Annotated in this window: 24 protein-coding genes and 1 riboswitch; of the genes, 15 read left to right on the top strand and 9 right to left on the bottom strand. The window is 47.3% G+C overall.

The features are described 5' to 3' along the window. Positions 1 to 30 precede the first annotated feature (30 nt). The 3 genes from AY633_RS10035 to AY633_RS10025 all read left to right on the top strand — a co-directional run bounded on the left by AY633_RS10035 (position 31) and on the right by AY633_RS10025 (position 2372). Positions 31 to 915, top strand: a complete 885-nt coding sequence (locus AY633_RS10035) for a TIGR01777 family oxidoreductase (protein ID WP_068488235.1) — start codon at positions 31 to 33, stop codon at positions 913 to 915. A gap of 106 nt (positions 916 to 1021) precedes the next feature. Next, the gene (locus tag AY633_RS10030; protein WP_068488234.1) at positions 1022 to 1762 is read left to right on the top strand and encodes a nucleotidyltransferase domain-containing protein; all 741 of its coding nucleotides are present in this window, start codon (positions 1022 to 1024) and stop codon (positions 1760 to 1762) included. Between the two features lie 133 nt (positions 1763 to 1895). Continuing rightward, a complete protein-coding gene (locus AY633_RS10025) occupies positions 1896 to 2372 on the top strand; it encodes a DinB family protein (protein ID WP_068488233.1) in 477 nt (158 codons plus the stop codon). A gap of 596 nt (positions 2373 to 2968) precedes the next feature. On the opposite strand, the gene AY633_RS10015 is transcribed toward AY633_RS10025, so the two are convergent. The 3 genes from AY633_RS10015 to AY633_RS10005 all read right to left on the bottom strand — a co-directional run bounded on the left by AY633_RS10015 (position 2969) and on the right by AY633_RS10005 (position 5033). After that, a complete protein-coding gene (locus AY633_RS10015; RefSeq protein WP_068488231.1) occupies positions 2969 to 3529 on the bottom strand; it encodes a hypothetical protein in 561 nt (186 codons plus the stop codon). A gap of 96 nt (positions 3530 to 3625) precedes the next feature. Then, positions 3626 to 4048, bottom strand: coding sequence for a hypothetical protein (locus tag AY633_RS10010; protein WP_068460579.1), 423 nt, complete (start codon positions 4046 to 4048; stop codon positions 3626 to 3628). A 130-nt stretch (positions 4049 to 4178) separates the two neighbouring features. Further along, positions 4179 to 5033 (bottom strand): CPBP family intramembrane glutamic endopeptidase, encoded by an 855-nt coding sequence (locus AY633_RS10005; RefSeq protein ID WP_068488230.1) that lies wholly within the window; start codon positions 5031 to 5033, stop codon positions 4179 to 4181. Between the two features lie 460 nt (positions 5034 to 5493). On the opposite strand from AY633_RS10005, the gene AY633_RS10000 reads away from it, so the two are divergent. The 4 genes from AY633_RS10000 to AY633_RS09985 all read left to right on the top strand — a co-directional run bounded on the left by AY633_RS10000 (position 5494) and on the right by AY633_RS09985 (position 11063). Beyond that, the gene (locus AY633_RS10000; protein ID WP_068488229.1) at positions 5494 to 7482 is read left to right on the top strand and encodes a penicillin-binding transpeptidase domain-containing protein; all 1989 of its coding nucleotides are present in this window, start codon (positions 5494 to 5496) and stop codon (positions 7480 to 7482) included. After that, positions 7475 to 8443, top strand: coding sequence for an Abi family protein (locus AY633_RS09995; protein ID WP_260804555.1), 969 nt, complete (start codon positions 7475 to 7477; stop codon positions 8441 to 8443). Before AY633_RS10000 ends, AY633_RS09995 begins: the two co-directional genes overlap by 8 nt. 299 nt (positions 8444 to 8742) lie before the next feature. Beyond that, positions 8743 to 10818 (top strand): restriction endonuclease PLD domain-containing protein, encoded by a 2076-nt coding sequence (locus AY633_RS09990; protein WP_068488228.1) that lies wholly within the window; start codon positions 8743 to 8745, stop codon positions 10816 to 10818. Between the two features lie 32 nt (positions 10819 to 10850). After that, entirely contained in the window at positions 10851 to 11063 is a 213-nt protein-coding gene (locus AY633_RS09985; RefSeq protein ID WP_068488227.1) for a hypothetical protein, read from the top strand. Positions 11064 to 11175: 112 nt separating this feature from the next. Here AY633_RS09985 and AY633_RS09980 read toward each other — a convergent pair whose 3' ends face one another. After that, complete coding sequence (locus tag AY633_RS09980) at positions 11176 to 12360, bottom strand: MFS transporter (protein ID WP_068488226.1); 1185 nt, start codon at positions 12358 to 12360, stop codon at positions 11176 to 11178. 300 nt (positions 12361 to 12660) lie between these two features. After that, positions 12661 to 12760, bottom strand: a riboswitch (purine riboswitch). Between the two features lie 144 nt (positions 12761 to 12904). Between AY633_RS09980 and AY633_RS16635 the strand changes: the two genes are divergently transcribed. From AY633_RS16635 to AY633_RS09970, 3 genes are all read left to right on the top strand, one after another. Next, positions 12905 to 13072 carry a hypothetical protein gene (locus AY633_RS16635; protein WP_186008766.1) on the top strand — a complete coding sequence of 56 codons (168 nt, stop codon included), beginning with the start codon at positions 12905 to 12907 and terminating at the stop codon, positions 13070 to 13072. 116 nt (positions 13073 to 13188) lie between these two features. Further along, positions 13189 to 13872, top strand: a complete 684-nt coding sequence (locus AY633_RS09975) for a response regulator transcription factor (protein WP_068488225.1) — start codon at positions 13189 to 13191, stop codon at positions 13870 to 13872. 2 nt (positions 13873 to 13874) lie between these two features. Then, the gene (locus AY633_RS09970) at positions 13875 to 14879 is read left to right on the top strand and encodes a sensor histidine kinase (protein WP_068488224.1); all 1005 of its coding nucleotides are present in this window, start codon (positions 13875 to 13877) and stop codon (positions 14877 to 14879) included. 84 nt (positions 14880 to 14963) lie between these two features. On the opposite strand, the gene AY633_RS09965 is transcribed toward AY633_RS09970, so the two are convergent. Next, complete coding sequence (locus AY633_RS09965) at positions 14964 to 15194, bottom strand: hypothetical protein (RefSeq protein ID WP_068488223.1); 231 nt, start codon at positions 15192 to 15194, stop codon at positions 14964 to 14966. Positions 15195 to 15679: 485 nt separating this feature from the next. Here AY633_RS09965 and AY633_RS09960 point away from each other — a divergent pair, with 485 nt between their 5' ends. After that, positions 15680 to 16363, top strand: coding sequence for an ABC transporter ATP-binding protein (locus AY633_RS09960; protein WP_068488222.1), 684 nt, complete (start codon positions 15680 to 15682; stop codon positions 16361 to 16363). Further along, positions 16360 to 18945, top strand: a complete 2586-nt coding sequence (locus AY633_RS09955; protein ID WP_068488221.1) for an ABC transporter permease — start codon at positions 16360 to 16362, stop codon at positions 18943 to 18945. Before AY633_RS09960 ends, AY633_RS09955 begins: the two co-directional genes overlap by 4 nt. A gap of 49 nt (positions 18946 to 18994) precedes the next feature. Here AY633_RS09955 and AY633_RS09950 read toward each other — a convergent pair whose 3' ends face one another. After that, positions 18995 to 19285 carry a hypothetical protein gene (locus AY633_RS09950; RefSeq protein ID WP_068488220.1) on the bottom strand — a complete coding sequence of 97 codons (291 nt, stop codon included), beginning with the start codon at positions 19283 to 19285 and terminating at the stop codon, positions 18995 to 18997. 264 nt (positions 19286 to 19549) lie between these two features. On the opposite strand from AY633_RS09950, the gene AY633_RS09945 reads away from it, so the two are divergent. Next, entirely contained in the window at positions 19550 to 20839 is a 1290-nt protein-coding gene (locus AY633_RS09945) for a M48 family metallopeptidase (protein ID WP_068488219.1), read from the top strand. A gap of 27 nt (positions 20840 to 20866) precedes the next feature. Here the strand turns inward: AY633_RS09945 and AY633_RS09940 are convergent, their stop codons facing one another. Continuing rightward, the gene (locus tag AY633_RS09940; protein WP_068488218.1) at positions 20867 to 21130 is read right to left on the bottom strand and encodes a hypothetical protein; all 264 of its coding nucleotides are present in this window, start codon (positions 21128 to 21130) and stop codon (positions 20867 to 20869) included. Between the two features lie 190 nt (positions 21131 to 21320). Here AY633_RS09940 and AY633_RS16630 point away from each other — a divergent pair, with 190 nt between their 5' ends. Beyond that, positions 21321 to 21482, top strand: coding sequence for a hypothetical protein (locus AY633_RS16630; RefSeq protein ID WP_186008765.1), 162 nt, complete (start codon positions 21321 to 21323; stop codon positions 21480 to 21482). 56 nt (positions 21483 to 21538) lie between these two features. Here the strand turns inward: AY633_RS16630 and AY633_RS09935 are convergent, their stop codons facing one another. Both AY633_RS09935 and AY633_RS09930 read right to left on the bottom strand, forming a co-directional pair. Then, positions 21539 to 21883, bottom strand: coding sequence for a type II toxin-antitoxin system RelE family toxin (locus AY633_RS09935; protein WP_082799231.1), 345 nt, complete (start codon positions 21881 to 21883; stop codon positions 21539 to 21541). 1 nt (position 21884) lies between these two features. Then, positions 21885 to 22244, bottom strand: a complete 360-nt coding sequence (locus AY633_RS09930; RefSeq protein WP_068488216.1) for a type II toxin-antitoxin system Phd/YefM family antitoxin — start codon at positions 22242 to 22244, stop codon at positions 21885 to 21887. 298 nt (positions 22245 to 22542) lie between these two features. Here AY633_RS09930 and AY633_RS09925 point away from each other — a divergent pair, with 298 nt between their 5' ends. Continuing rightward, positions 22543 to 26874, top strand: a complete 4332-nt coding sequence (locus AY633_RS09925) for an AAA domain-containing protein (RefSeq protein WP_068488215.1) — start codon at positions 22543 to 22545, stop codon at positions 26872 to 26874. The last annotated feature ends 87 nt before the right edge of the window (positions 26875 to 26961 follow it).

Genomic DNA, 26961 nt, shown 5'->3' with positions numbered 1-26961 from the left:
GATAGAATTACGGCGAAAATAGGTAAGAATATGGTAAAAAAAGCAGTCATCGCAGGCGGAACAGGATTTATCGGAGCGTATTTAAAAGAAAAATACGAACGACTTGGCTATCGGGTTTATATCATTTCACGGCAATCGGGGCATATTCAATGGGGCGATGCACAGGGGATGGTAGATGCACTTGACGGGGCGAAGCTGGTGATTAACCTTGCCGGGAAATCCGTTAATTGCCGTTACACGGAAGCGAATAAACGCGAGATTTTCAATTCGCGCACCAAGACGACCGAAACGCTGGGCCACATGATCGAAGCGTGCAAAAAGGCTCCCGAACTATGGGTCAATGCCAGCACCGCGACGATTTACCGTCATGCAGAAGACCGCCCGATGACTGAAGACGGCGGAGAGATTGGGCGTGGCTTTTCCGTTGAGGTCGCAAAAGCCTGGGAAGACCGCTTTTTTTCATTTCAACTCTCGAAAACACGCCAAGTCGCCTTGCGTATCGCGATCGTGCTCGGTGACGGAGGCGTCATGGAACCTTATCGCAAACTGGTGAAATATGGGCTCGGCGGCAAGCAAGGCAGCGGCCGCCAAATGTTTAGCTGGATTCACATCGAAGACTTATACCGAATGGTGCGCTTTGTACAGCACCGCGATGAACTCGCCGGTGTTTTTAATGCCGCTGCCCCGAACCCGGTAACGAATAAAGAATGGATGAAAATCTTGCGGCAATCGATGAACCGCCGGGCTGGGCTGCCGGCATCGAAGTGGATGCTTGAAACAGGGGCAGCTGCGCTTCGGACGGAAACTGAGCTGATCCTGAAAAGCCGCTGGGTCGTGCCGGAGCGGTTGGTGCGAGAAGGCTTCCGATTCCGCTATCCGGCGCTTGGCAACGCATTGGCCGATTTAAATCAGTAACAGACATGCAGGCATTCACAGGAATGTCTGTCTTTTTGTGCGCACAGCTGGACCATCTAGGGTATGCTAGGAAAAGATTAAGAGAAAGAGAATGCGGGGGACAGTAATGAGACAACGTTGGGAACCGATGCATACAGCTAAAGTATTTGTCGAAACGAATTTCCGTCACTGCCGCGGGGCACTGCTGGCAGGAAGTGTAGTGCGCGGGCAAGAGACAGCGACGTCAGATTTGGACATCGTGGTATTTGATGAAACGCTCATGAGTTCATATCGGGAGTCCATCATGTTTTATGGCTGGCCGATTGAAGTATTTGTTTACAATTTAAGTTCGTATAAGGACTTTTTCGAAAAAGACCGGAAAGCGGCTAAGCCGAGCATGCCGCGCATGGTCAGCGAAGGGATCATCTTGAAAGATTCGGGAATCATGGAAAGCATCCAGCAAGAAGCGAAAGCGTTGCTCGAAGCAGGACCGGAAGCGTGGAGTACGGATACGATCCGCACGAAACGTTATTTCATCACCGATGTGCTGGACGACTTACGCGGCAGCGACGACCGCAAAGAGCGATTGTTTTGCGTTAACACGCTGTCGGATTTAGTGAGCGAATTCATTTTGCGCACGGAGCGAAAATGGATTGGCTCATCCAAATGGGTTATCCGTTCACTTGAAGCACATGACCACGAACTCGCCGTTCGTTTCGTCGAAGCGTTCGAGCATTTTTACCGCACCGACGAAACGGCGCACATTATCGAATTTGTCGAAAGCGTGCTGGAGCCATATGGCGGACGCCTATTTGACGGCTTTTCCATTGGGAAAGCAGAAGCTGAGAGAAAGCCGGAGAAGCTTTGACGTGGCAGTTTAACAGAATTTAAATTTTGACTCTGTGAAAATCGAGTGTTGATTCTGCTTCAAACGAAGTCTTCCAACTGATGAAGTTGAAATAGAAATCGAGATTTCATGCCTATCTAAGGGAGGAGCAATCATGAATCAGTCATTCATTCAAACGAGAGAAAAATTGATTAGTTTGTTAGGGGATTTAAATGATTACGAGTTAAATACTGCTCCGGAAGTTGGTGCTTGGACGGTGGCACAGGTGGTCGAGCATCTGGCAGTGGCTGAAGTGAATTTTATCGGACTGGTGGAGAACGCCATACAGCAAAATCACATAGGTCATGCTGAGGAAAAGGATTTCTCCATCGTGAGGGATCGTTCAGTGAAAATGAAGGCACAGCAAGAGCCCTCTACTGTCCACAGAAGTGCAGAAGACTGCATCAAACTGCTGCAAAACTCAAGAAACGCAACCGAAGCTTTTTTAAATGAGAACAAATACATCAAACGATATGTCGTATTCCATCCTCGATTTGGAGTTATTCCTGCCAACAGTATTTTCACTCTCATAGCCGAACATGAACAACGCCATATGGAGCAGATTGAAGAGATCTTGGAGGCTATTGAGTAAAAGATGTTCGTTTACCTGAATGCCAAGTGAGAAAAATATGCGTGATACTAGTCTAAGGAAGCGATTCCCCCACTAGCCGGCAACTGGACATAAAAGCAGAGCCATTTAGACAGGCTTCCCACAATGAAATCTCTCAGCCGCCCAGCGCAAAAGGGTGAAGCGAAGCTGGAAGACAGGTGGTTTTCCTGGCTTCCTGCGAAAGCTCAACCCAAAGCAGGGCGGCGACTAGCAATTTGAGGCATCAACAAAATGCTGAAACAGTTTTACACGCAAGCGTTCCCCATCCTATTAAGCAGTACGGGAAGCGATTCCCCCACTAGCCGGCAATTGAGTAAAGAAGCAAAGCTGTTTGAACAGGCTTCCCACAATGAAATCTCTCAGCCGCCCAGCGCAAAAGGGTTAAGCGAAGCTGGAAGACAGGTGGTTTTCCTGGCTTCCTGCGAAAGCTCAACCCAAAGCAGGGCGGCGATTCACTTCACGAAGAAAAGCAAAAAACACGAAACCCTTCCAATCTTAACCCCTTACTATCTACTTTATTCAAATAGTAAAAACACTAGCGCATAACAAAACCGCCCAGACAGATCTGGGCGGTTCTTTTAATACATATCCAATCGCTGCAGTTCCTGTCCGTCCGCATCCAGCAATTGGAGTGGGAGGGGGCGGTCTTCTGGGGCATTTTCGGTAAACCAGACCGCTTTTTTGGACAAGCCGGTTGCTTCAAGCGAATCAGCCGGGAAGCGTTCGCCCAATAAAAGCTGGTCGGCGGGCATTTCGCCGATTTGGACATGGCGGCCGTCTGTAGGATCAAACAGCCCGTAGACGAACCCATCTTCATGGCTCGCATAATTATTGATCCGATCGGGGTCATCAAGTGAAGGGATCGAGCTTTCCGTTCGCGTTTCCAGGCGCCAGCCGAACCAGGATTCTGTCGCTGTCGCCGCCCCGAACTGGTCATCGTCGCGGATGAAAAAGAACAGCGCACGACCATTCAGTTCATAGACCGGCGTCAAGACGAGGTCATTGTCGCCATCCCGTACCGCTTGTTCTGCCGTTTCGACCGTATCCGAACTCCAGACGAGCGCGATGATCAAAGCTGCGGCAAGTACTAAGCCAATCAGCACGAGCATGCGTTTTTTAATTAAATTTTGCAGGGCCATCCGCCATCTCCCCTTCTGTTTCTCGTTGCTTCCATTATACGGTATTTCATGGATTGGAGGGAAACGAAAAACCGCCCGTGCGCACGGGCGGTTTCATCAGTCTTTTTCCGTCAAGAAGGTCATGACCGCAAACAATAAGAACGCAAGCAGCAATAGCGTGCCGCCCACGATAAAGAAGACCAAGACGAAAGTGTCGTTCATATTGAACGGATTCAAATTATAGAACCACATGCCGGCCGTTAAGCCGACTGCGCCGATCATGGCGAGAAAGCCGTGGATGGTGACGAGTTTTTTGTATTTCACCGTATACAAGCGGTAGAACACGCCCCAGGCAAAGACCGAGAGCCAGCCGACGAGCAGGATGTGGGCGTGAATTGGGCGCAGCGCGTAATCCATCTGACCTGCCATATGCGATCCGAGATAGGTCCCGAGAAAGCCGAAAATCGCTGAAAATTGGATCAAGCGCAGGCTCCATTTTTTCTCTAAGCTGTTGTTGCGCGGTGTAGCTGTGTTGTTCATGAAAATCCTCCTATAGCTTTTGGGACAAAGGGCAAATGCCTCGCCAGTCCCTGAGTTTCTATGACTGTATCATACCGCACGAAGATAAACGCTTTATGAACGGGGCGTGACAGATCATCGACAATTTCTTTTAAGGCGTGTCACTTTCCGCCAAGGGCTGTGTGATGTCACGGGTTTCCGCTTTGTCCTTCAGTCCTTTAGCGAGGCGGTAAATGATCCAAGCAGTGAGCAAGGCACTGACGGCCATGATAAAGATGTTCGCCCAGGCTTTCGCCTCGATATCCGCCATGGCCGTCACCATAAACCAGTCGAGGGCGAAAAACTTGTCGATTGGCACATAAATCGACAACGCGGCGAGGGCATTATTGAGCATGTGGAACAAGATCGGCAACAGCAAATTACCGGTACGCAAATACAACAGCGACGCGATGATGCCGAATAAAAATGCACCGATGAAATCGAGATGCAGCACACCGAACAATAAACTCGAAATCAGGATGCCGCCCCACATCGAGGTTTTCGCCATAAAACGAGTCAAGAACACACCGCGAAAGACGAATTCCTCGACGACCGGCGCGAGGATCACGAGCGTCAACAGCATGAAGTATTCATATCCGGCACCGCCTGGCGTTTCCACAGGTTCCAGCAATAATTCCGCAAGCCACGGAAATGCCGGGGAGATGATGGCGAGCTGCAGCCAGAACATGGCGAGTGAAAAGGCAATCGACACGAAGACGATGCCGACAATGCCAGGAAGCCAAGGCTTGATGCCTTTTGTGGTCAATACTTCACCGAGCGACCAATCAGGGTTTTTGCTCCAATAATAATGAAAGAAAAAGTACGGGACGACAATATAAAAGGCAATCTGCACCGCGATTTCAGTTGTGACAGGATCTGCGCCAATGAGCATGAACACGATCAAGGTCGCGATGACGCCGAGGATGGTGAAGAGAATCAAATAACGCGATTTCATTTCAGCGAACATAAATGGCCTCCTTTTCTTCCTTAATTATACGGAAGTTAAGGTGATTTGTTTCATAATCAATGAGATTCTTCGTTTTAAATGTCAGTATTCCGCAAAATTGCTATGAAAAGCTTTGCTCAACTCTCGCTGCACTCGAGCATCGCAAACGAACAGACTCAGCAATGCTTCGCCTGTTCGCTTCCTGCGGGCGAGCGCCAAGCCTCCTCAGTCGCTTCGCGCCTTGCGGGGTCTCGGCTGTCTCGTCGCTTAAAAGAGCGCTGCTCCCTTGGGAGTCTTCGCAGTTTTTCTCCATACATATAACTGACTTAGTAAGAGTGTGTAATAAAGATTTCTATTATAGTTGCTGGAAATTGAGGAGTCGATTTTTAACTTTTAAGTCTCTTATCCAGAAATTACCGTATTGAAGCGAGCGGTTTCCGGGTAAAATGGTAGAAAGCACTCAAGAGACGGAGGGATTGCTATGGGGAAGAGCAAGCTGTGGATGATCGGAATGGGCGCAGCGCTTACGCTTGCGGCATGTGCAGACGAAGAAGCGGAAACGCCGACACCGGAAGAGGCTGAGCCGGAGACGGTCGCATCGCCAGAACCGCGTGCGCAAAAGTTCATGGATTTGTGGCAAGCAGGCGAATACGATACGCTGTACGATGAATTTTTGACGGAGCGAACAAAGTCGGCATTTGGCGAAGAGATTTTCATTGATTGGCAAGAAGAGTTAGATGAGCAATTGTCGCTGTCCGAACGCGACATCGATTGGCAACTCGGCGAAGAGCCGTGGCTGAAAAACGAGCCGGCGGATATTCCGCTGACGATTGCAATGGAGAGCGTCGTTGGCGAAATTGAATTTGCCAAAACTTTGAGCTTTGTCTATGAAGAGGCAGAAGAAGGGGCTGAAGGCGAATGGTTCGCAGAATGGGACCCGTCGTTTATCCTGCCGAATCTTTCAAAGAACGATAATGTTTTCGTGCAAGTGAGCGAGACCGAGCGCGGTGAGATTGTCGACCGCAACGGCAAAGTCGTCGCCGGCAACACCGATGCCTATGAAATCGGCGTCGTGCCGGGCAATTTCGACCGCGACGATTACACGGAGCGGCTCGCGGAACTGCTGGATATGTCCGCCGCAGATATCGCCGCAGAACTCGACAAACCGTGGGTAGAGCCGCATCATTATGTGCCGCTTGGAACCGTTGGGCCAGACCGCGAAACCTTAAACCGGCTGTTTGCGATTCCCGGAACGAAGCGCACGAAAGTGACGATGCGAGATTATCCGTACGGTGAATCGCTGGCGCATTTGACCGGCTATATCGCGCCGATTACCGCTGAACAATTAGAAGAGCGGGGCGACCAAGGCTATGGCCAGGGCGATGTCATCGGGCGCGAAGGATTGGAAGAGATTTTCGAGACCGAGCTGCGTGGAAAACCCGGCGGCAAGATCTTAATCGAAAAGACCGCTCAAAACGAAACGATTACCGCTGTTGACAATTCGTCAGCAGCGGGCAGCACGGTGAAACTGACGATTGACGCCGATTTGCAACGGAAAGTCTACCGGGAAATGGATGATGCGCCAGGTACTGCCGCGGCGGTCGATCCGTATACAGGCGAGACGCATGTACTTGTCAGTTCGCCGGCTTACAACCCGAATGATTTTATTCCTGGGATCAAGCAAAGCCGTTTCCAACAGCTCGTCGATGACCCAGGCCAGCCGTTCTTTAACCGGTCCGCGGCGACCTATCCACCGTCTTATGTCATGCAGCCGGTCACTGCAGCTGTGGCAATGAAACAAGGAACGCTCGATCCGGAAGAAGGCATCGACATCAACGGGGAAACGTGGCAGAAATACGCTTCGTGGAACGATTTTCGTATTACCCGGCCGAATCCGGGCGTCACCAATCCGATCGACTTGGAAAAAGCGCTCGTTCACTCCGACAGCATTTATTTTGCCATCCAAGCGACCAATATGCCGGATGACAGTTTCTTGACTGGCTTGAGTGAATTTGGCTTTGGGACGGCGCTGGATTACCCAGTGCCGCTCAGCGCTTCACAAATCTCAGAAAGCGGCACGTTCGGCTCAGAAGGCCAGCTCGCGAGTTCTGCATCCGGCGGGAGCCAAGTGCGCTTGAATATTCTTCATACAGCCGCCATGTACGGCACCTTTTTAGCAGACGGCGAAATGAAAAAGCCGATTTTGACTAGCGAAACTGAAGAAGAAAGCTTAAAACAAGAGCTCCTCAGCGCAGAGCAAGCGGAACTCGTCCGCACGGCACTCGCCGAAGCGGGTGAAGAAGACGGCCACGAGCTTGTCGGAAAAACCGCCGTCCTCAAATCCGACAAAGGCGACATGGGCTGGTTCGCCGGCTACGACCCGAAAGTCGGGAACTTGTCCGTTGCGGTCATGATGGAAGACGAGGAAGATGCAGCGGCGATTGCCGAAGCATTGTTCAGCGATGACTAAGCGGGGTGAGGTGGACATGAAAAGCTTTGCGACGCACGACGAACAGCTCGCGATCCTCAAAAGCCGTGGACTCATTATGGAAGATGAAGCGGCCGCACGACGCGTGTTGTCGCGTGATAATTATTACGCGCTGATTGATGGCTACAAAGAGCCGTTCCTCGAGCGCGATGAAACGAAAAATCCATACGGCGAGGAACTGTACGGAGCGGGAACGACGTTCAACCACATTCTTGCGCTGTATCAATTCGACCGCAAGCTGCGCTTGTTGCTGCTCGGGGAATTGTTGAAGTTTGAACGCAGCATCAAGTCCAAGCTCGCGTACCGGTTTTCGGAACGTTTCTCGGCAGTCGACAGTTTTCTCGACAACGCGAATTACAGCCCGGAAGAAGTTCATTTTCACGAGCGCGACCGCATCACCGCAACGCTCAATAACCTCATCGAAAGCCATAAAAAGCGCCACCGCGTGCGCTATCCAGAGCTTCGTGAATTCTACGAAAAGCATAAGAACTTGCCGCTATGGGTACTGGTCAATTTCCTGTCGCTCGGCCAGATCACCAATTTCTACACGGTCATCGACCAAGACTTGCGCACGCGCATCGCCCAGGATTTCGCGGAAGAGGCAGGAGACAGTGGAATCACACTGAGTGCTGCGGAACTCGATGAAATCTTGTCGATCGCGTTTCCGTTTCGCAATAAGGCAGCACATGAAGAAGTGCTGTATTCATTTCGTTTGAGGTCGCCCTTGGAACTGAGGCGCCTCGAGGATAAGCTGCATCAGGAAAAGGGCTATATAACACACGGCACGACGGCTTCACTCATCAAGTTGCTGAAAGTGGTGTCTCCGCCAGATGAGTATGAGATGTTCACGCGGGAGCTATTGGAATTGATCCGGAGCTTGGAAGAAAGTTTGCCGGAAGGGCCGTATGTGCGTGTGATGAAGGTAGCGGGATTTCATAAATAAGAAAAGGCTTGGTCCGCGGACCAGGCCTTTTTAGGTAGACAGCTACTAAAAGTGAGAAGAAATTGGATAGTGATTTTTAAAATAAATAATAGACAGAAAGTTTAGGTAATAGTGAGTGAAGGTGTTATTATTGGGGGTAAATATAACTATTGAATGTCACTCTTGTGACGTCCTAAGCAGGTTGAGGAAGAAGGTGTAGTCAGCTGGTTTTTTAAAAAGAGTAGGTGTAGCACCCAACTAAGCAAGAGAGACTCTGTGGTAGGTTCACTTAAAAATTGTCCTATGTGGAGGTAAATCGAATGGATGAAAAAAACCAGTTAAGTTTGTTCGAAGAAGAAAAGTCTACTCCTAGTAAAACCCCTTTTTTACACATTATTTTTAATGGTGAAGTGAAAGGCATGTCTTTAGAGGACCTATTTGATACGGAAACTTATACAGAACTTAAAGCCGTATCCTTTGTCGCTTCTCCTCAATTCTTTTTCAAGACAGCTAAACGGTTTAAATCGGTTGAATTAATATTAGGAATCGAAGACGGTCATGTAGCTGGTAATTTTGCTGAAGGATTAGAAAATCTTTTAGATATTGAAAATAGGACACGATACGTTCAATCATTGCCAAAAGATATTCAAAAGGAAATCCAAAGCAACCGATTTCAAATACGTTATTCAAAGAAAGGCACGCCGATCCATTCGAAAGTTTATCTTTTAACTGGGGTAAAAGACAATCGTATTATTATAGGTTCAGCAAACTTCACAGAAACAGCGTTAGGCAATCAAAAGCAATATGAAGAACTGCTCGTTTTTGATAATCATGATTTGTTTGAGGTTTATACCAAAAGATTTCATGATATTTATCAGGAAACAGTTGATTTTATACCTGAAAAAGTAAAATCGACGCTTTTACTCGAACCTGTCAACATTGCAGACCCAGAAGTGCTGATGGACATTCTTTTGGACGAAATCGAAAATAAACGTATCATGGTTGACCTGACAGAAGCAGAAGTCGAAGTTATTCAGCAAGCCACTCAAAAAATCGCTGATCAAAAAGAAGAGGCAATTCAGCTTAATCAAGTTATTGAAGTCATCACAAGAGTAAATCGGAAAACAAAGAAGCGTGAACTATTGCCAATCAAAAGTTTGCGAGCAAAAACGGTTACTATCAAAAGTAAGCTATCAAAAATCAGTAAAAATTCAGTAGAAGCAGATCGTCGCCGGCAACTGGTTTATCACACAGCTACCAATAAATTGTATACGCCTGCTCCTTTTACGGAAGAAGATGGATCAAAGCCGCTAGACTTGTTTTCAAAAGAAATAAAAGAGAGAAACGTTTTGAAACAGCAGCTTGAATTGATTAATAAATTCATCGATGCTTACCATTTGTTCACCGTTCAAAACGACCCGAAAGTACAATCAAGAATAGCAGAGGCTATTTTGTATGCATTTGCATCGGCACATATTTGGAAGATGCGAGATCACTATGCTAATGAAGAGGGACGAGAAAATGTTAGAAGACATGTTCCGCCATTCTTAATTATTGCAGGGCGGTCGATGTCAGGGAAAACATCAGCTTTGGAGTTCATTAGCCAGTTGCTCGGAAATCCTGATCCATACATGGCTTACGAAAAAATAAGTGGTAGAAATATTCTCAATGATTTCTTTCATTCTTCAAATGTTAGCCCGCTATTAATTGATGAAATTGATACAAAGTTTTTCCGCAGTACAGCTGCTGATAAAGGAGAACGGTTTATAAAAGACATCGCTAATAATTTGACGGGCCCCCATCCAGTTTTGATTGGAACGACTAATGCCACAGGGTTTGATGTAAACATACAATCATCTTCGCGCCTCTATTATCTCCAGATTAATAACTCCTTTAAAACTGAAAAAGTAGCGGAATCAAACAATTATTTAAGTAATATAATGAATAAAACAAATGCTTCTCTTTATCAAGATTTTACACATCGAATGGGAATCTTGATCCAGGACGGAGAAAACTTTTATACTACCAAGGATTTTCTAAGTAGTGCCCGGAGAATATTTAAAGATTACTATAGGGAGTTCAATATACCGATACCTGAATGGTTTCCGGAGCAAAAGTTTGATGATTACTTGGACAGGGGCAGACGGATATGGCAAGAAATTTATAAAAGCCATGAAGGCGATTTTGATTTTAGAAAAGAAGATTCTGTACTCGTCCATATTGAAAATATCGCAGTACCAAAAAGTAGAGATCGTGATGCTCTTTTAAACTACTTACCGTCTGGGTGTATCACTGAGGATAGTTCAGTATTACTGTTAGATCAAAAAAAATTCAAAGAATATATAGAGTATGATAAGTACTTTAAAAAGAGTTTGTTTAAGAGGTTATTTAAATAGAATAAAGTATATTTAAAAATGGGGGAATGTGCATGGCGACTTACAAAGAAATTCAGGCTTACATTAAGCGGGAAAATAATTACTCAGCAAAAACTTGCTGGATTGCCCACATGAAAGAGATGCATGGTTTAAAACCGAGAGTTTCTCCAAGAAGAATTTCAGTGAATGAAAGAGTGCATCCTTGCCCAGAAGAAAAACAACCGGATATACTTGCTGCGTTCAAGTATTTTGGAATGGTTGAATAGTTTAGGTAAATCCCCCCCCTTTTTTAAATCAATTGATTTAAAAGAGGGGCTTCGCCATATTTCTTGGAGCGCATTAGAAAAGCCCCCATCCGAGGATGAGGGCTTTCATAATTTATGAATTTTGAGGCTTAGTATTACTTTGTTCTTTGCGTTCAATCTCAGGACGCGTAATCGAGAATACCGCACAGCCAAGCGCAATAAGGACAATTACGGCGCCGACCCAGGCAGTGCTTGTGACCGAGTCGGTTTGGGTCAAAGTGAGGCCGCCGACTGCGGAGCCGAGTGCGATGCCGACTTGCAGCGCCGAGTTATTGAAGCTCTGCTGGATGTCAGAAGTGGCTGGATCGGTTTCGATCAAATAGCTTTGCTGCGGCGGAGCGAGTGCCCAGCTGAGCGCGGCCCAAATGACCATCACCGGCAAGAAAATGACGAGCGAGAAGGTCGTGAACGGAAGCACGAACAAAGAAACAGCAAATGCCGAAATGACGATCACAATGCTTTTTTTCGAGCCGATCGAATCGGACAAAGTGCCACCAACTGCGCCGCCGCTCACTGCTGCGATGCCGAAGATCAAATAACAAGCGCTGACCCAAAACGGGCTAAGCTGCATCGTTGTCTCCAAAAACGGCGTGAAGTACGCGTAGACCGTGTAATGGCCTGCGAGCATGAACAGGGTTGCAAGGTGGGCAGTGCCGATTTTCGCACTCGCCACAGCTTTTAATTGCTGCTTCAGCGGAATCGCCGTGCCTCCAGGGATCGGCTGGATATACAGCGCGATCAAGGCCATCGAGCCGAGTGACAAGGCGGCAATCGCCAGAAAGACGACGCGCCAGCCGAATGCATCGGCAATCAAGATGCCGAGTGGAACGCCGAGCACGAGCGAGGAGCTGATCCCCATAAAAATCAAGCCGATCGCTTTCGCGCGGTAAGGCGGCTCGACAATTTTCGCGGCAATCGTGAGAGACAAGACGACAATGAGTGCCGTACTTGCTGCAGTAATGACGCGCGCGATGATCATCCACGTGAAGTCTGGGCTGAAGAAAGTCATGAGATTCCCGAGGAAAAAGATGAACAGGGAAATCAAATAGACTTTCTTGCGCTCAAAGCGACTCGTCGCAATGAGCAACACCGGTCCGGCAATCGCGTAAATCAACGCGAACAAGGTGATCAATTGGCCGGCAGCGCCCAAGGACACATCGAACTCTTCGGCGATGGTCGGCAAAATGCCGCCGACAATCAGTTCCACAAGCCCAACGGCCACAGTGGCCAAGGCTAAAATATACACTTTCAAATTCATAACATACGCTTCCTTTCGTTGATACAAGTTTTACCGTTTGGTACCTTTTAATGGATAAGTTACATTGCTAGTACATTCACCAGATATTCCGCAAAACAGCTGGCTTTCCGGGGGGGCTCGCGCTGAACTAATTCGGGTTAGACGCCCGAATGGATTTCAGCACTTCACTGATCCCCCAGGAGTCTGCGCTGTTTTGCTCCATATCTTTTGTGTATCAGCTTAGTGGCCTCATCTTTTCTAGGCTTTGTAAGCTCAACTTGTAGAAGTATCGTCAGAAAATAAAAAAATCCTGATTACAGAAAACGAATGATCGCTTTCTGTAATCAGGATTTTTCGGTTCCTGGTAGAGACCCTTAAGCCGTATTCTTAAGGTTATACAGATAGATTATGGAGTTGTTTACTTTAGTTAGCTTACTATATGGGACGGATTAGTGCAAGAACATTTGCTGTAGACGTCAGACCTCTTGGGAGTGCGAAACTTATTCGATGGACAGCCGTAGAAGAAAGGAGGAACCATCTACGGCAAAAAACGGGGAGGGAGACGATGAAATCAACAGGCTATATTTTTCTGCTGGTCGGATTGGTCTTCATGATTTTGAGTCTTATCGGTGACATGCCACTCACTTTAGGCATTGTCTTTGTTGTGCTTGGTATTGTGTTTAGCTACACCGATTCCAAGAGGAAGACTAAAAACAGAAAAGGAAATGCTTAAGATTTTCCACTTTTCCAGCCAATAACTAGTCACTTAGAATGAAAGCCTGTATCGTAGATGATAACCAATTTACCGGTACCGGCTTTTTTCATTTCAACAGGGATAGGGGAATACAGATGAACATACTTGTAGTTGAAGACGACCGGACGATCGCTTCCGGCCTGACATATTCGCTCCAACAAGAAGGCTTTACGACCGTATTATGCCACACGGCAAAAGACGCCACCACAGCAATCGAAAAACAAATCTCGGCAATCGATTTATGCCTCTTCGATCTGTCCTTGCCGGACGGCAGTGGCTATGACTTATGCGCGCTCGCCAAACAAAAAAGCGACATCCCAGTCATTTTCCTGACGGCGTTTGACGATGAAGTGAATGTCGTCATGGGGCTCGATATGGGGGCGGACGATTACATCACCAAGCCGTTCCGCGTGCGTGAACTCATGTCGCGCATCAATTCCGTGCTGCGCCGCTATCAGCGCCAGGCACAGCCGAAAACAATCATCGAACTGGGCGATGTCCAGGTCAACATATCAGACGGCAAAGTCCATAAAGCGGGGAGTGAAGTTCTCCTCACTGCGCTCGAGTATCGCTTGCTGCTCATCTTCGCGAATCATTTAGGCCAAGTGCTGACGCGTGCGCAATTGCTCGACCGCATTTGGGATGTCGGCGGCGATTTCGTCAACGACAATACGCTGACGGTCTACATTAAACGCTTGCGCGAAAAGTTGGAAGATGACCCAACAAGTCCTGAACTCATCAAAACAGTCCGTGGCATGGGCTATAAGGCGGGTGAGTAAGGATGCTTCGCAACCGTGAAATCCGTTTGCTGCTCGCGGCACTCCTCACGATCAGTGTACTCGGCGCGATTCTCTCAGCTATTTTCGTTTCCACTACGTCTGCTTGGTTCGTGCTCGGAATATCGCTATTGCTAAGTGCAACGGCGATCACATTTACCTGGTGGCGCTATAGAGAAATCGAGCGCTTGTCTGGATTTCTCCAACAAATCAGCAGCGGCGATTTTCAGCTCGACGTGCGCGACAACCGTGAAGGCGAGCTGAGCCTGCTCAAAACGCAAATCTACAAAGTGACGAAAATGCTATCGGAACATGGCGCGCTACTCACTGAAGACAAAGGCAAGCTGACGAACGCCATTTCGGACATTTCCCATCAATTAAAAACGCCGCTCACCTCGATGATGGTCATGGCGGATTTACTTCGCGACAGCGACTTGGATGACGCGAAACGTAGCGAATTCATCCGCAATCTTCATACCCAGCTCGAGCGCATGGACTGGCTCGTCTCGTCGCTTTTGAAACTATCGAAGATCGATGCCGGCACGATTCATTTCAAAAAAGACCAGATTCCGGTATCCAAGCTCATCGAAAAAGCAGTCGAACCGTTGCTTATCCCGATGGACATCAATATGCAGGAACTCAAAATCGAAGGCGACCCGCAAGCCGAATTCAATGGCGACCTCAATTGGACGACCGAAGCACTCATCAATATTTTAAAAAACTGCGTCGAGCATACCGGAGAAGGCGGAACACTCACCATCCGCTACAGCGAAAACGCATTGTACACCGGCATCCAAATCGAAGACAGCGGCAGCGGCATTTCCAAAAAAGATTTGCCCTATATCTTCAAGCGCTTCTATAAAGGCGAAAACGCCGGCGACGACTCGGTCGGCATCGGCCTCGCCATGGCCTATAGCATTATCACCAGCCAAAGCGGCGACATCGAAGTCGCAAGCACACCGGGCGAAGGCACCCGCTTCCATATCAAATTCTACAAGCAGGTGGTCTAGCGCCTGCTTTTTTATTTGGAATGAAAAACAGAAACTCCGCATCCGTGGAATTTCTGTTCAGCGTGTACTAGTTAAAATCAACGATCATCCCGAGGTGCTGTTAAACCACCAGACAACGAGAGCCATACTGGCAACGCCCCAAGCCGTCACGCTCCATACCCATAAGATCAAATGCTTGGTATCTCTAGAAGTTTCCTCAGTGTCTGGATTTGCTTTAACATGCACAAGCTTCGTCTCCATGCGTTTTTTCATCGAAAGGAATACAAGCAATCCAGTGAGGATGAAACCGATCATGAACCACAACAAGAAATCCACGTTATCTCCTCCTCTATATGAGTGATTTGTTTCAAATCAAATCTGTGAAAACAAACTAAGTCGACTAAGAGTTTGGATAAGTAAATTGTAGCATGAAATCAATAATTGGAAATTACCTTCCACTTTCAAGAGAACTAGAATAGATCCTTACCTAATTTCCCTTAAGTGACTAGACTGTCACTTAAAAGTCACCGGGCAGTCATGAACACTTTTTATACTATATCTATCAGGTTAGAGGGAAGTTAGTGATGTTGTGAACCTAGTCTGCTGAATTTATAGGCTTCTATAAATTTTCGGTTTTTAAGATGAAAAAATGGAGTGAAATTGCGAAGACGCCTGCGGGAAAGCGAGACAGCCGAGACCCCGCAAGAAGCGCAGCTTCTGAGGAGGCTTGGCGCTCGCCCGCGGCAAGCGAAGCAATTTCACGGAATGCTTCAAGAAGATTTTAATACACTATAAACAGTAACCAAACGGAGGGTACACTCATGACAATCATGGAAGTAAAAAACTTATCAAAAGTATACGGCAAGGACGAAATGGCCGTCACTGCACTAGACGACGTATCGTTCACCGTCAACAAAGGCGAATTCATCTGCATCATCGGGCCATCGGGTTCCGGGAAATCGACTTTGCTCCACTTGCTCGGCGGCGTTGATCGCCCGACCAGCGGCAATGTGTCAATCGATGGCACGGACATCTACCAGCTCGACGAAACGCAGCTCGCCATTTTCCGTCGCCGCCAAATCGGCTTGATCTATCAGTTCTATAACTTGATTCCAATCCTAACGGTCGAGGAAAATATCACCTTGCCGATGCTGCTCGATGAACAGCGCGTCGACAAACACCAATTCCGCAAAATCTCCGAAGCCCTCGGACTTGATCAACGTCTCAACCATTTGCCGAACCAATTATCCGGCGGCCAGCAACAGCGCGTCTCCATCGGCCGTGCGCTCGTCAGCAATCCCGCAATCATGCTAGCAGATGAACCGACCGGAAACTTAGATAGCAAAAACAGCGAAGAAATCATGGAACTCCTCAAAATGTTCAACAAAACCTTCAAGCAGACTTTGATCGTCATCACGCACGATGAGCGCATCGCCTTGCAAGCCGACCGCGTCATTTCGATCGAAGACGGCAAAATCGCTAAAGACGAGGTCATCCGCTCATGAACATCGTCAATAAAGTCACCGTCCGCCACTTGAAGGAAAACAAACGGCGCTCACTCGTCACCATCATCGGCGTCATTATTTCCGTCGCTATGATCACCGCCGTCGCAACGCTTGGGGTGTCGTTTCTCGATTTATTGATTCGTGAGGATATCGACCGCAATGGCGAATGGCATGTCGAGTATCAAGAGGCAAACACCCAGCAGCTCCAAGCAATCGAACAAGACGCCAATACCGAACAGCTCATCGTCACAAAGGACGGCTTCGCTGACCTTGAAAATTCGACAACCGACTCCAAGCACTATTTGTATTTTCGCCAGTTCGAAGCACAAGGCATGGAACATTTTCCGATTGCGCTCACAGAAGGGCGCTTGCCTGAAAACGCCAATGAAGTCGTCATCTCGGAAACTGTGAATACCAACTCCGAACAGACCTATGAAATCGGCGACAGCTTGACTGCCGGTGTAGGCGAACGCATGCACAGCTTGGAAGACCGCAAGCTGTCAGAGTTTGACTCCTTGCAATACGGGGAAGGCGACACGATCAACGAAGAATTGGTCAACGTCACCGAGCAAACTTTCGACATCGTCGGCATCATCGAGCAACCGGGCTGGGAAGCATCCTGGCTGCCGGTAGTGAGTGTTATCGGATCGACCGATGCGACGAATGCCGCAGCGGATGAGACCTTTAACGGCTATGTCGTCGCTTCTAAAATCAATACCGACTTGTTTGATGACGCCAAGGCATTTGCCAAAGAACAAGGCATTCCGTCAGTCGATTTCAATTCGGATCTTCTGCGCTATTACGGAGCGACCCAAAACGATAATTTGCGGGTGACCTTGTTCTCGCTCGCCGGCATCATTATGGGCATTGTCGTCATCGGCTCGGTCGCACTCATTTACAACGCCTTTGCCATCAGCGTCTCCGAACGCGCTCGTCATCTCGGCATGCTCGCAAGCGTCGGGGCCACGAAGCGCCAAAAGCGCAATTCGGTGTTTTTTGAAGGCGCCATTATCGGTGCCATCAGCATTCCGCTCGGCATTCTCGCAGGGCTCGGTGGCATTTGGCTGACCTTCCAGTTTATCAATGCCTTCTTGCAAGATGCGCTCAATGTCGAACAACAGCTAGAAGTCGTCGTCACCCCGATGATGCTCGTTGTCGCGATCGGCGTCTCGACACTGACGATTTTGATTTCGACTTATATGCCAGCGCAAAAAGCGTCGAAGATTTCTGCAATCGACGCCATCCGCCAAACGCAAGACATTAAACTGACCGGCAAAGCCGTCAAGACTTCGAAATGGGTGCGCAAGCTATTTGGTTTGGAAGCAGAAATCGGCTTGAAAAACTTGAAGCGCAACCGCAAGCGCTATTTGGCGACCGTGTTCTCACTCGTTATCTCGATCGTCTTGTTCTTATCGGTAACGTATTTCACCAATAACTTGAAAACTTCGCTTGAAATAACCCAGAGCGATTTGCAATACGATATTCAATTGTATGGCGGGGAGTTGGATGAAGACAGCCTGGAGCAATACGCAAATCTTCCCGACGTCACTGCGGCCGGTTTGATGCGCCAGGCAGGGGGAGAAGCACTCATCCCACAAGACCGTTTGCCTGAAGCAATCCTAGAAGAAATCGAACAAGGCCAAACGATGCTCATAGACGGCAATTACCGTTATTATGTTTCGGTGTATGCGATGGATAATAAAAACTTCGAACAATACGCACAACAAGTTGGAGTCGATCCAGCCGGCTTCGGTCAGGAAACGCCACGTGCTATTCTTATTGATGAAGTGGTTTATCAAGACGGCATGTCCGGCAAATTCAACGAAACAGAAACGGTGAAAGTGGAGGTGGGGGAGAGTTTAGAACTGCTCGGCAGCTCCATCAATGAAATGGGCGAAGAAATCGAACCGGAAGTGCTCGCCAATGTCGAAATCGCAGCACTGACGGACAAATCGCCAGCTGGTGTATCGACTTCATATCTGGGCAACTTGGATTTAATTGTGCCGATGGATGAGTTAGATGAACTCGGGTTCACTTTAGAAGACACGTACCCAGTCATCACCTTATCGACAAATGACCCGATGAAAACAGAAGCGGAAATCCTGGAAGTGGACGAAGCGGGCGTCAGCATTAGGAACGTCTTCCAGCAGCGCCAGCAGCAGGAACAATTGATTTTGCTTATGTCGGTATTCACTTACGGATTCATCACGCTCATCTCGCTGATTTCCGTCGCCAACATCTTCAACACCATCTCGACAAGCATTCAACTCAGAAAACGGGAATTCGCCATGCTGCGCTCGGTCGGCATGACCCCGAAAGGCTTCGACAAGATGATCCGTTATGAAAGCCTGTTTTATGGCGTCAAAGCGCTTGTCTACGGCCTGCCGATCAGTTTTGCCGCGATGCTTGCGATGCATTTCGCACTCGGCCAGACCTTCAGTTACGGCTTTGCGGTGCCATGGGGCAGTGTCGCCTTTGTCATCGTCGTCATCTTCATAATCGTCGGAGCGGCAATGCTGTACTCAATCGCCAAGATCAAGAATGACAATATCATTGAAAGTTTGAAGCAAGAAAATGCTTAACGAAAAAGCGCTCTGCCAGTTGGCGGAGCGCTTTTTTTTGTATTGAGCCTTAAATTCTGCGAACAGCGTCTTTCTTGCGGAAAATGCCCATCAATAAAATGACCAAACCGGCAATAAACGTGCTGGGGTATAGTATGGCGAGCATCGCTACTGCAGCCCAGCCGCTTTGTTCATAATGCGCGTAGCCCATACTGACGAGCCAGGAAAACAGCGGACAAATGACAAACATCGTCGTGACGCCCCAAATGATGTATTTGCCTTTTCGCGAATAGCCCTTACTGAGCTGATAGGCAAGTAGCAGCGAGACAAGCAAAATGCCACTGGCGGCAAGATATTCCATATCGAATAGCCTCCTTTGGTGGATGCCAATCTTAGGTGAGGTTCTGATTTATTGATCACAGTTTAACACAGAACCCTAATTATGGAAGTGGTGTGTAAGTGAAAAATAGCGATAGCGAGTTGCGGTTTGCCGATCTTACAGGTGTTAAAAGGCAAGTTTTCACCATAATAAAAATAATTTATCCCACACCAAAAAAATCTATTCTCCAAATGAGCAGTAAGTGCTATTATATGTAAGATATTCCAAATGGAAAGGGAGAAAATGATGAGCAGGACGAACATTCAATCAGATAGAGAGAGTATTTATTTTATTTTAAGTGTGATATTTAGTGTGTTGATTTATGTATTAGCGGCCGTATCGATTATCGGAATCGGTATCGCCTTGACGGTTTTTGCGTTTTTACTATTCGCCAATGCAGTCATGCTTGGATCGATCCGCGGAAACGGCGTTCGGATCCACGAACGTCAATTCCCGGATGTCTACGAACGCGTGCAAACCTTGTCTGCGCAAATGGAGCTCAGCAAAGTCCCGGACGTTTTCGTCATCCAATCCGAAGGCGCACTTAACGCGTTTGCGACGCGCTTTTTCGGCCGCGACATGGTCGTCTTGTACTCGGAAGTGTTTGAACTGGCGCGCGAACAAGGCCAGGCGGAACTGGACTTTATCATCGCCCACGAACTGACTCACATAAAACGCCGCCACGTCTGGAAAAACTTATTGATCTTACCAGCTGGCTTCATCCCGTTCCTCAGCACGGCGTACAGCCGCTCGTGTGAATACACATGCGACCGCCAAGCCGCCTTTGAAATCCAAGATGCCGCTGCCGCAAAACGCGCATTGACGCTGCTGGGGATCGGCAAGAAAGCATACTTGGAAGTAAACGAAGACGCCTACCGCGAACAAATCGCAACAGAATCCAACGCCATCGTCTGGTTGAGCGAAGTGCTCTCTACGCACCCGCGTCTGCCAAAGCGCATCCAGTCGATCGACCAGTTCAACAAGGCGGATGTCGTCTTCTATCAGCCGAAACACGGGCGCATCGCTCTTGGTGCTATCGCTGTCGCTGTAGTCATGAGCTTGGCATATGCCGGTGTCGTTGGCATATTCACCACCACTGCAGCTATTGCCAATTCGTTCTTACCCGAATTTGACGATGCGTTTTACGATGAAATGTATACCGTCGAAGGGGAGACGCCACTGATGACCGCTGCCGCAGATGGCGATTTAGCCGGAGTCGAACAAGCACTCGCTGATGGCGAGGACATTCACGCGAAAGACTCGGAAGGCTCTGATGCCTTGATGTACGCGATCTACTGGGGCGATCCAGGTGTTATCCAAACATTAGTGGATGCAGGCGCTGATGTGAACACATCCGATATTTACATGACGGCCTTAGCAACTGCCATCATGTATGAAGATTACGAAAGCGCCAAACTGCTTATCGAAAATGGAGCCGATCCAGCATTTGAAGGACCAGAAGGCTTGAGCGCTATTGATGAAATGGGCGTAGATTCCGAAGAAGAATTTCTAGAAATGCTCGAACAAGACTATTAACAAATCCCACAAAACAAGCGTCGATCGCTAACAGATCGACGCTTGTTTCATTGTTACGCTGCCATCATCCCCATCGACATGATCGATGCCCCATTCGCAATTCCCTTCGTTTTCCCATTCCACCGCGTAACGCCCGAAGTGATAGTCAATGGAAATCACTTCAGCTGTCCCGAAAGAATTGGTATGCAGCTGTTCAATGATTGCGATAGCTTCGGATTCAGTAATTTCAGGTGCTTGGATACAGCCGAATAGAAACATATAAAGTATAATCAGCAAACTCAAGCACTTCATGGCTTCACCCCTTTGAAAGCTAGACGGACATGCGCTGATAAAAGTTACTGGAGTTTCGACTAAATAGGTTATGTGCTTTTAATGAGCGGGTAATGACCTTGTAACACCCATTTATTTGGTAATAAAAATAGCCACGGTGAACAAAAAAATAAATAGAACATCAAAACCCAACAAGAAAGGACGGATAGAAATGAAAAAATTCGCAGCCATCCTCTTCGCGAGCGGCTTGGCATTGTCCGCATGCTCAGGCGATAGCGAACCGGAAACAGATCAGCTCGAAGAAAACGACGGCGCTGAGGATACGATGACTGAAACAGAAGATGGTGAAGGGGAAGAAGAGGAAGAGGATTAATAAAGAACAAATATGAATAAAAGACATTCAAAAAGCTCGCAGCAACTGCGAGCTTTTTAGCGTTTTCTATCCATCATTTCTTTCAAGCGCTTTGCAGAATCAGTGAAGGCTTCCTCATCTGACCGATTTCCTGTAGACAAGATCCAGACGATCTCCAGCTGGTCTTGTTTTTCTCCAGTTAACCGATAGACGACCCGCAATCCGGCCTGTTTGAATTTCAATTCGCGGCAACCCGTCAACACGCTGCTGCGTTTATTAGAGAGAGGCTTACCGATTTCATCAGCACGAAATCTTAGTTTGGCTAGGCCTTTGTCAACCAGGTTGCGGCTGCTTCCGTCCAATTTACTGTATTCTTTCTGTGCTTTTGGATGAAAGGTTAAAACAAAATTGTCCTCGCTCATATTACTCGAACAGCTCGTCATCGGAGATGTCGTCTGGATCGATTGCCATGATTCGTGTGTAGCTTTCTTCTCCAACAGCCTCCCGAAGCGGAATCGTTTGTTCAGGATGTGCCTCAGCTTCAGCTGCTCTTCTTGCGATCTCTTCATACCAATTCAGTTCGCGGTACGTTTCTAACTCTTGGTACATTTTTTCGTATTGTGCATAGTCTAAAATTACAGAATCGATTGTATTATTGGCGGAAATGAACTGGGGTTCTTTTTTAGCTGCAGCTCGTATGTGAGCCAATTGTTTGGCTGCCTTGGAAGCAGAAGTAATCTGGTCTACGTTAAATTGCGGTTTTTTGGGAGTGTCAGTGGCCATAAGGTTCAACTCCTTTATATTTGCTTTAATTATAGCAAGCTCACTAAATATTTAACAGTAAAATATACCGCTATTTTTTACGTTAAATATGACGGCGTGTTAATTGCGAAGTTAATCAACTACAGTGGAAATGAAACTTCGGTTTCTCATTCAGAAGTTGTCATGTCGCCTTGTGAAAAGCCGATCTTGTTGGTAAAATTAGGCACATGATAATAATAATAGTATTAAAATATCAATTGATTAGCCTCTAAAGTCAACAGAAGCTGAGACATTAGAATAATGAAAAGAGGTGTTCATCTTGGAAACTATCACTGCTACAGATAAAGCGAAAAATTTCTTCGAGTATATGCTCGCATTGAATAATCTGGTAGGGAAGATCATCCGGGATTACTCGGAATATGAGAAGAATTGGAACCTGGATGACATGAAGCTATTGGAAGGCTGCTTCGTATTTGACGAATGCCATAACGAAGAGAACTTAATGGAGATCCATAGGCCGACAATCACTGAAAAAGATAAGACACCTCCAGCGCCTCACGCCATATTTAAAGATTGGTTGAGCTTTGATCCGAAAAAGGAAAATCAAAAGCCTTCTTATGTAGTAGGGAAAAAGGTAGAGACAGCGAATGGTGGGAAAAAAGAAGAACTGTTTATCGATGATAAAAAGCGCATACACTCTTATGGGACTTGGACAGCCCAGTGGAAAGAATGGGCTGAGAATTTAAAGGAGAAAAAACACATTCTAGAAAAATACGAAGAATTTTTTGATCTCATCACCCAGCTTGAAAAAGAAGGGGAGTCCTTGGAGTTCATTTATGGCAAAGGCCTCTTTACATGGAAACATCCAGACCCAAAAATCGGCACAATCCGTTCGCCGCTATTAACGAGCAAAGTGGAACTGGATTTGGACTCTGTAAAAGGGATTATTGTTGTGAAACTCGTCGATCAAGCAGTTGTTGTGGAGCGCGAAATCTTCTCTGGTATATCCATTCCGAATGTTCAAACGATCAATGGTTTGTGGAGAGACGTCCAGACACGTGAAATCACAGAAGATATGAATGACTTCTTCACGCAATTCATTCAAACCTTTGATGCTAATGGAAGGTTCATCGACGGCCAAACAGCTAAGACGCCAATGGAACATCCATCTGTTTATACTCATCACATGCTCTCACTGAGAACAAAAAATGCGCGAGTGCTGCGGGACGACTTAACCCAAATCATTGACGGCATTGCCAATGATGAACTGGAACTACCGGATACAGTCACTTCCATTATCGGCGAACGAGTCGAAAATGCTCCTGAAGAAAACTCGACAGCAGAAACCGACGGAGGAAACAATTTTGAAGACGATATCCTCTATTTTCCGCTGGAATCCAATGAACAGCAAAAGGCCATCATCAAGCGCATTTCGCATCATCAAGGCGTAACTGTACAAGGGCCTCCTGGAACTGGGAAGACCCACACCATTGCAAACTTGGTTTCCCACTTTTTATCTGAAGGCAAAAAGATCCTCATTACCAGTCAAAAAGAAAGTCCGTTGAAAGTATTGAAAAACAAAATCCCTCAAGAAATTAGAGACTTGTGCGTGCCGGTGCTTGGCGGCGGACGTGAATCGCTACAGGAAATTGAGCAATCGATCCGCGTCATCGGCGAGAAGCTGGGCGAACTTGATGTCGATCGCCTGGAAAAAGAAATCGCACGCGATAAGGATGCCTTAAAACAAAGTAGACGCGATGAAGCGACATTGAAAAACCAATTGAAAGCATATGCTGAAAAAGAAGGGACCATTCTCCAATACAAAGGAGAAAAGCTATTCAAATATGACGTAGCAAAACGTCTAGCCGAATCGGAGATCGATTACAGCTGGATCCAAGATGAGTTGACGATGGACCAAACCTTCCCGTTAAACAATGTAGACTTCACCGAATTATGGGCATTGAAAAAAGAGTTGGCACAAGAAGACTTGCCGCTGCATAAAGAACTGCTTCCTGAAGTCGGGTCTGACATCCAAAACAGTTCGTCTTTCACCTCTTTCCTAGATGCAGAAAAGCAATTAGAACATGCAAATGAACAAGGCAAGGCAATCCTTGAGAAATATAAATACCCGCTAGAAGAAAATGAACTCAAAATCCTCCAAAAAGAACTCGATAAAATCATTGGAATGTCTGCTATTACAGAAAATGGCCCTTTCCGTTTGATTTTAGATGATGTTAAAGCAGGTGGCCCTCGAGAAGCAAGATGGCGTGAGCTCATAGAGAAACTATCCGGAGCCAATGAAAGATTATTCGCTTCTTACAATAAACTCGTCGCATACCAAGTGAAGCTGCCAAACAAGAGTGCGGAAGAATTGAAAGCGGATGTTTCCATTGCGAGAGAACCGCTTGAAAACGGCAAAAAGCCGAACTTCCTGTTCTTTTTGACCAAAGGCAAGCAAACGAAATATTTGTTTGAAGACCCCGTATTAAACGATGCTTCCATCAAAACGCTCGGCGACATCGAAGTACTGGAAATGTATTTGGAACACGAATGGGTGAAGCGAGAATCCGCGCGCTTGTTAAATGCCAATATGGAAGAGATCGGCCACACGACAATCGACGTCGAAGAAAGACGCTTCCCGCATTTACTCGAAGAGCGCTTGGCCGAATTGAAGCTCATCATGAAAACGGCTGATTCGACCAAAGCATTAAAATCCAAGCTGACGCGCTACAATTTATACAAAGTCGACCTCTATTCAATTGACGAGTGCCAGCAATTAAGCAAAGACTTGGATCTCGTCATCAAACGGGTCGAGTACTTGAAATGGGAAGAACAGTACAAGCAGGATCTAGGCAAATTGCAGACCTTGAGTGCGCAAACGGATATGCATCCGGTCATGCAGGAATTCAAGGAAGCTTATATCAATAGAGATACGGCGAAATGGGACGGGCTGTTGATGAAGCTGGAGCAATTACAGCTGACCAAGGCGAAAGCTATACGTTTCTATGAACTGGTCGGACAATCCGGTGAGACTTTGCCACTGACCGCGAAATTGTATGAGCTGTCTGTCGGATCAGCTGTCGAGAAACCGGAACACCATCTAGAAGCATTCGAATTGAAAAAACTGCAGTCGTGGCTCGATGAAACGAAAGACATGAACATCACTCTGTTGAAAAAGCAGCTGGAAGAAGAACATAAAGAACAGAAGCGCTTGGTCCGCTCAATCGTTAGTGCGTCAACTTGGAAGAACCAAGTACAACGGATCACTGAAGAAGAAAAACGGGCCTTGTCTGCATGGAAAACGTATATCAAGCGTTTCGGAAAAGGCAGCGGAAAGTCCGCCAAGCGCAACTTGCAAGGCGCAAGAGAGGAAATGAAAACCGCTCAAAGTGCCATCCCTGTGTGGATTATGCCGATCAACCAAGTGCTGGAGAACTTCCCGGTGACAAACGAGAAGTTCGACGTCATCATTTTCGATGAAAGCAGCCAATGCGATTTGTTCGCAGTCAATGTGCTGCTTCGCGGCAAGAAAGTGGTCGTCGTTGGAGATGATGAACAGATCAGCCCGCAATCAATCGGCACCAAACAAGACGATGTCTACGAATTGGTACGCCGCCACTTGAAAGGCATACCAAATGCCGACTTGTTTGACGGCAACTTGTCGCTGTACGAGATTGCTGAGCAGACTTTCCCGAAAGAAGGCAAGCTCATGCTGCGCGAACATTTCCGTTGCGTGCCGGAAATTATCCAGTTCTCCAACGACATGAGCTATGGCGGAGAAATGATTCCGTTGCGCTTACCGCTCGATGAAGAGAAAATCGATCCGCCGGTCACTGCTATTAAAGTGAATGACGGTGTCATCGGCGAGCAGCGAGACATTAACGAAGCGGAAATCGATGCAATCGTTGCCGACATGGCAGAAATGGTCGAGGACCCGAAATTGAAAGGTCAAACTTTTGGTGTCATCACCCTCCTCGGTAACCAGCAGCACAAGCTGCTAGAAACAAGAATTCGCCAGGAAATCGGTGACCGGGAGTTCGTGGAACGCAAAATCATTTGCGGAAATCCGTATACGCTGCAAGGGGACGAGCGCGACATCATCTTCCTGTCCATGGTCACCGCACCGAACCGTAGATTTATGGCCTTGACAAAAACCTCGGACAAGCAGCGTTTCAATGTCGCCGCAAGCCGCGCGAAAAACCAGATGCGCTTGTACCACTCAGTGGATCTGGAAGATCTCAACACGGAAGACTTGCGCTACCGCTTGCTGAGCTATTGCATGAACCCGACTCGCCTGAATGAGCAAGTGGCGGATCTAGAAGAGCAATGCGACTCACCATTTGAAGTCGACGTACTCCGCATGCTCTTAGCACGCGGCTATAAAGTCACACCACAAGTGAAAGTCGGTCAATACCGCATCGACCTCGTTGTCGAAGGGTTGCGCGACCGCCTAGCCGTCGAATGCGACGGAGAGAAATGGCACGGCCCAGAGAAATTCGAAGAAGATATGAGACGCCAGGAATCCCTGGAGCGGGCAGGCTGGAAATTTTGGCGTGTACGCGGACGCGAGTTTTACTTTGATAAAGTAAAAGCATTGGAGAGTTTGTGGGTTCAGTTAGATGAGCTGGGGATTGAAGCGGTTAGAGATTGACAGTTCGTGGGTTTAGATGAAACCTTGAACATTAAAGAAAGCAGTTTTTAGTAAGTTAATAGTAAATGAAAAATTCGTTGCCAAATT

The organism is Planococcus maritimus (assembly GCF_001592825.1).
In the GTDB taxonomy this organism is placed as follows: Bacteria; Bacillota; Bacilli; order Bacillales_A; family Planococcaceae; genus Planococcus; species Planococcus maritimus_C.
This window is presented reverse-complemented; position numbering and strand designations above follow the sequence as displayed.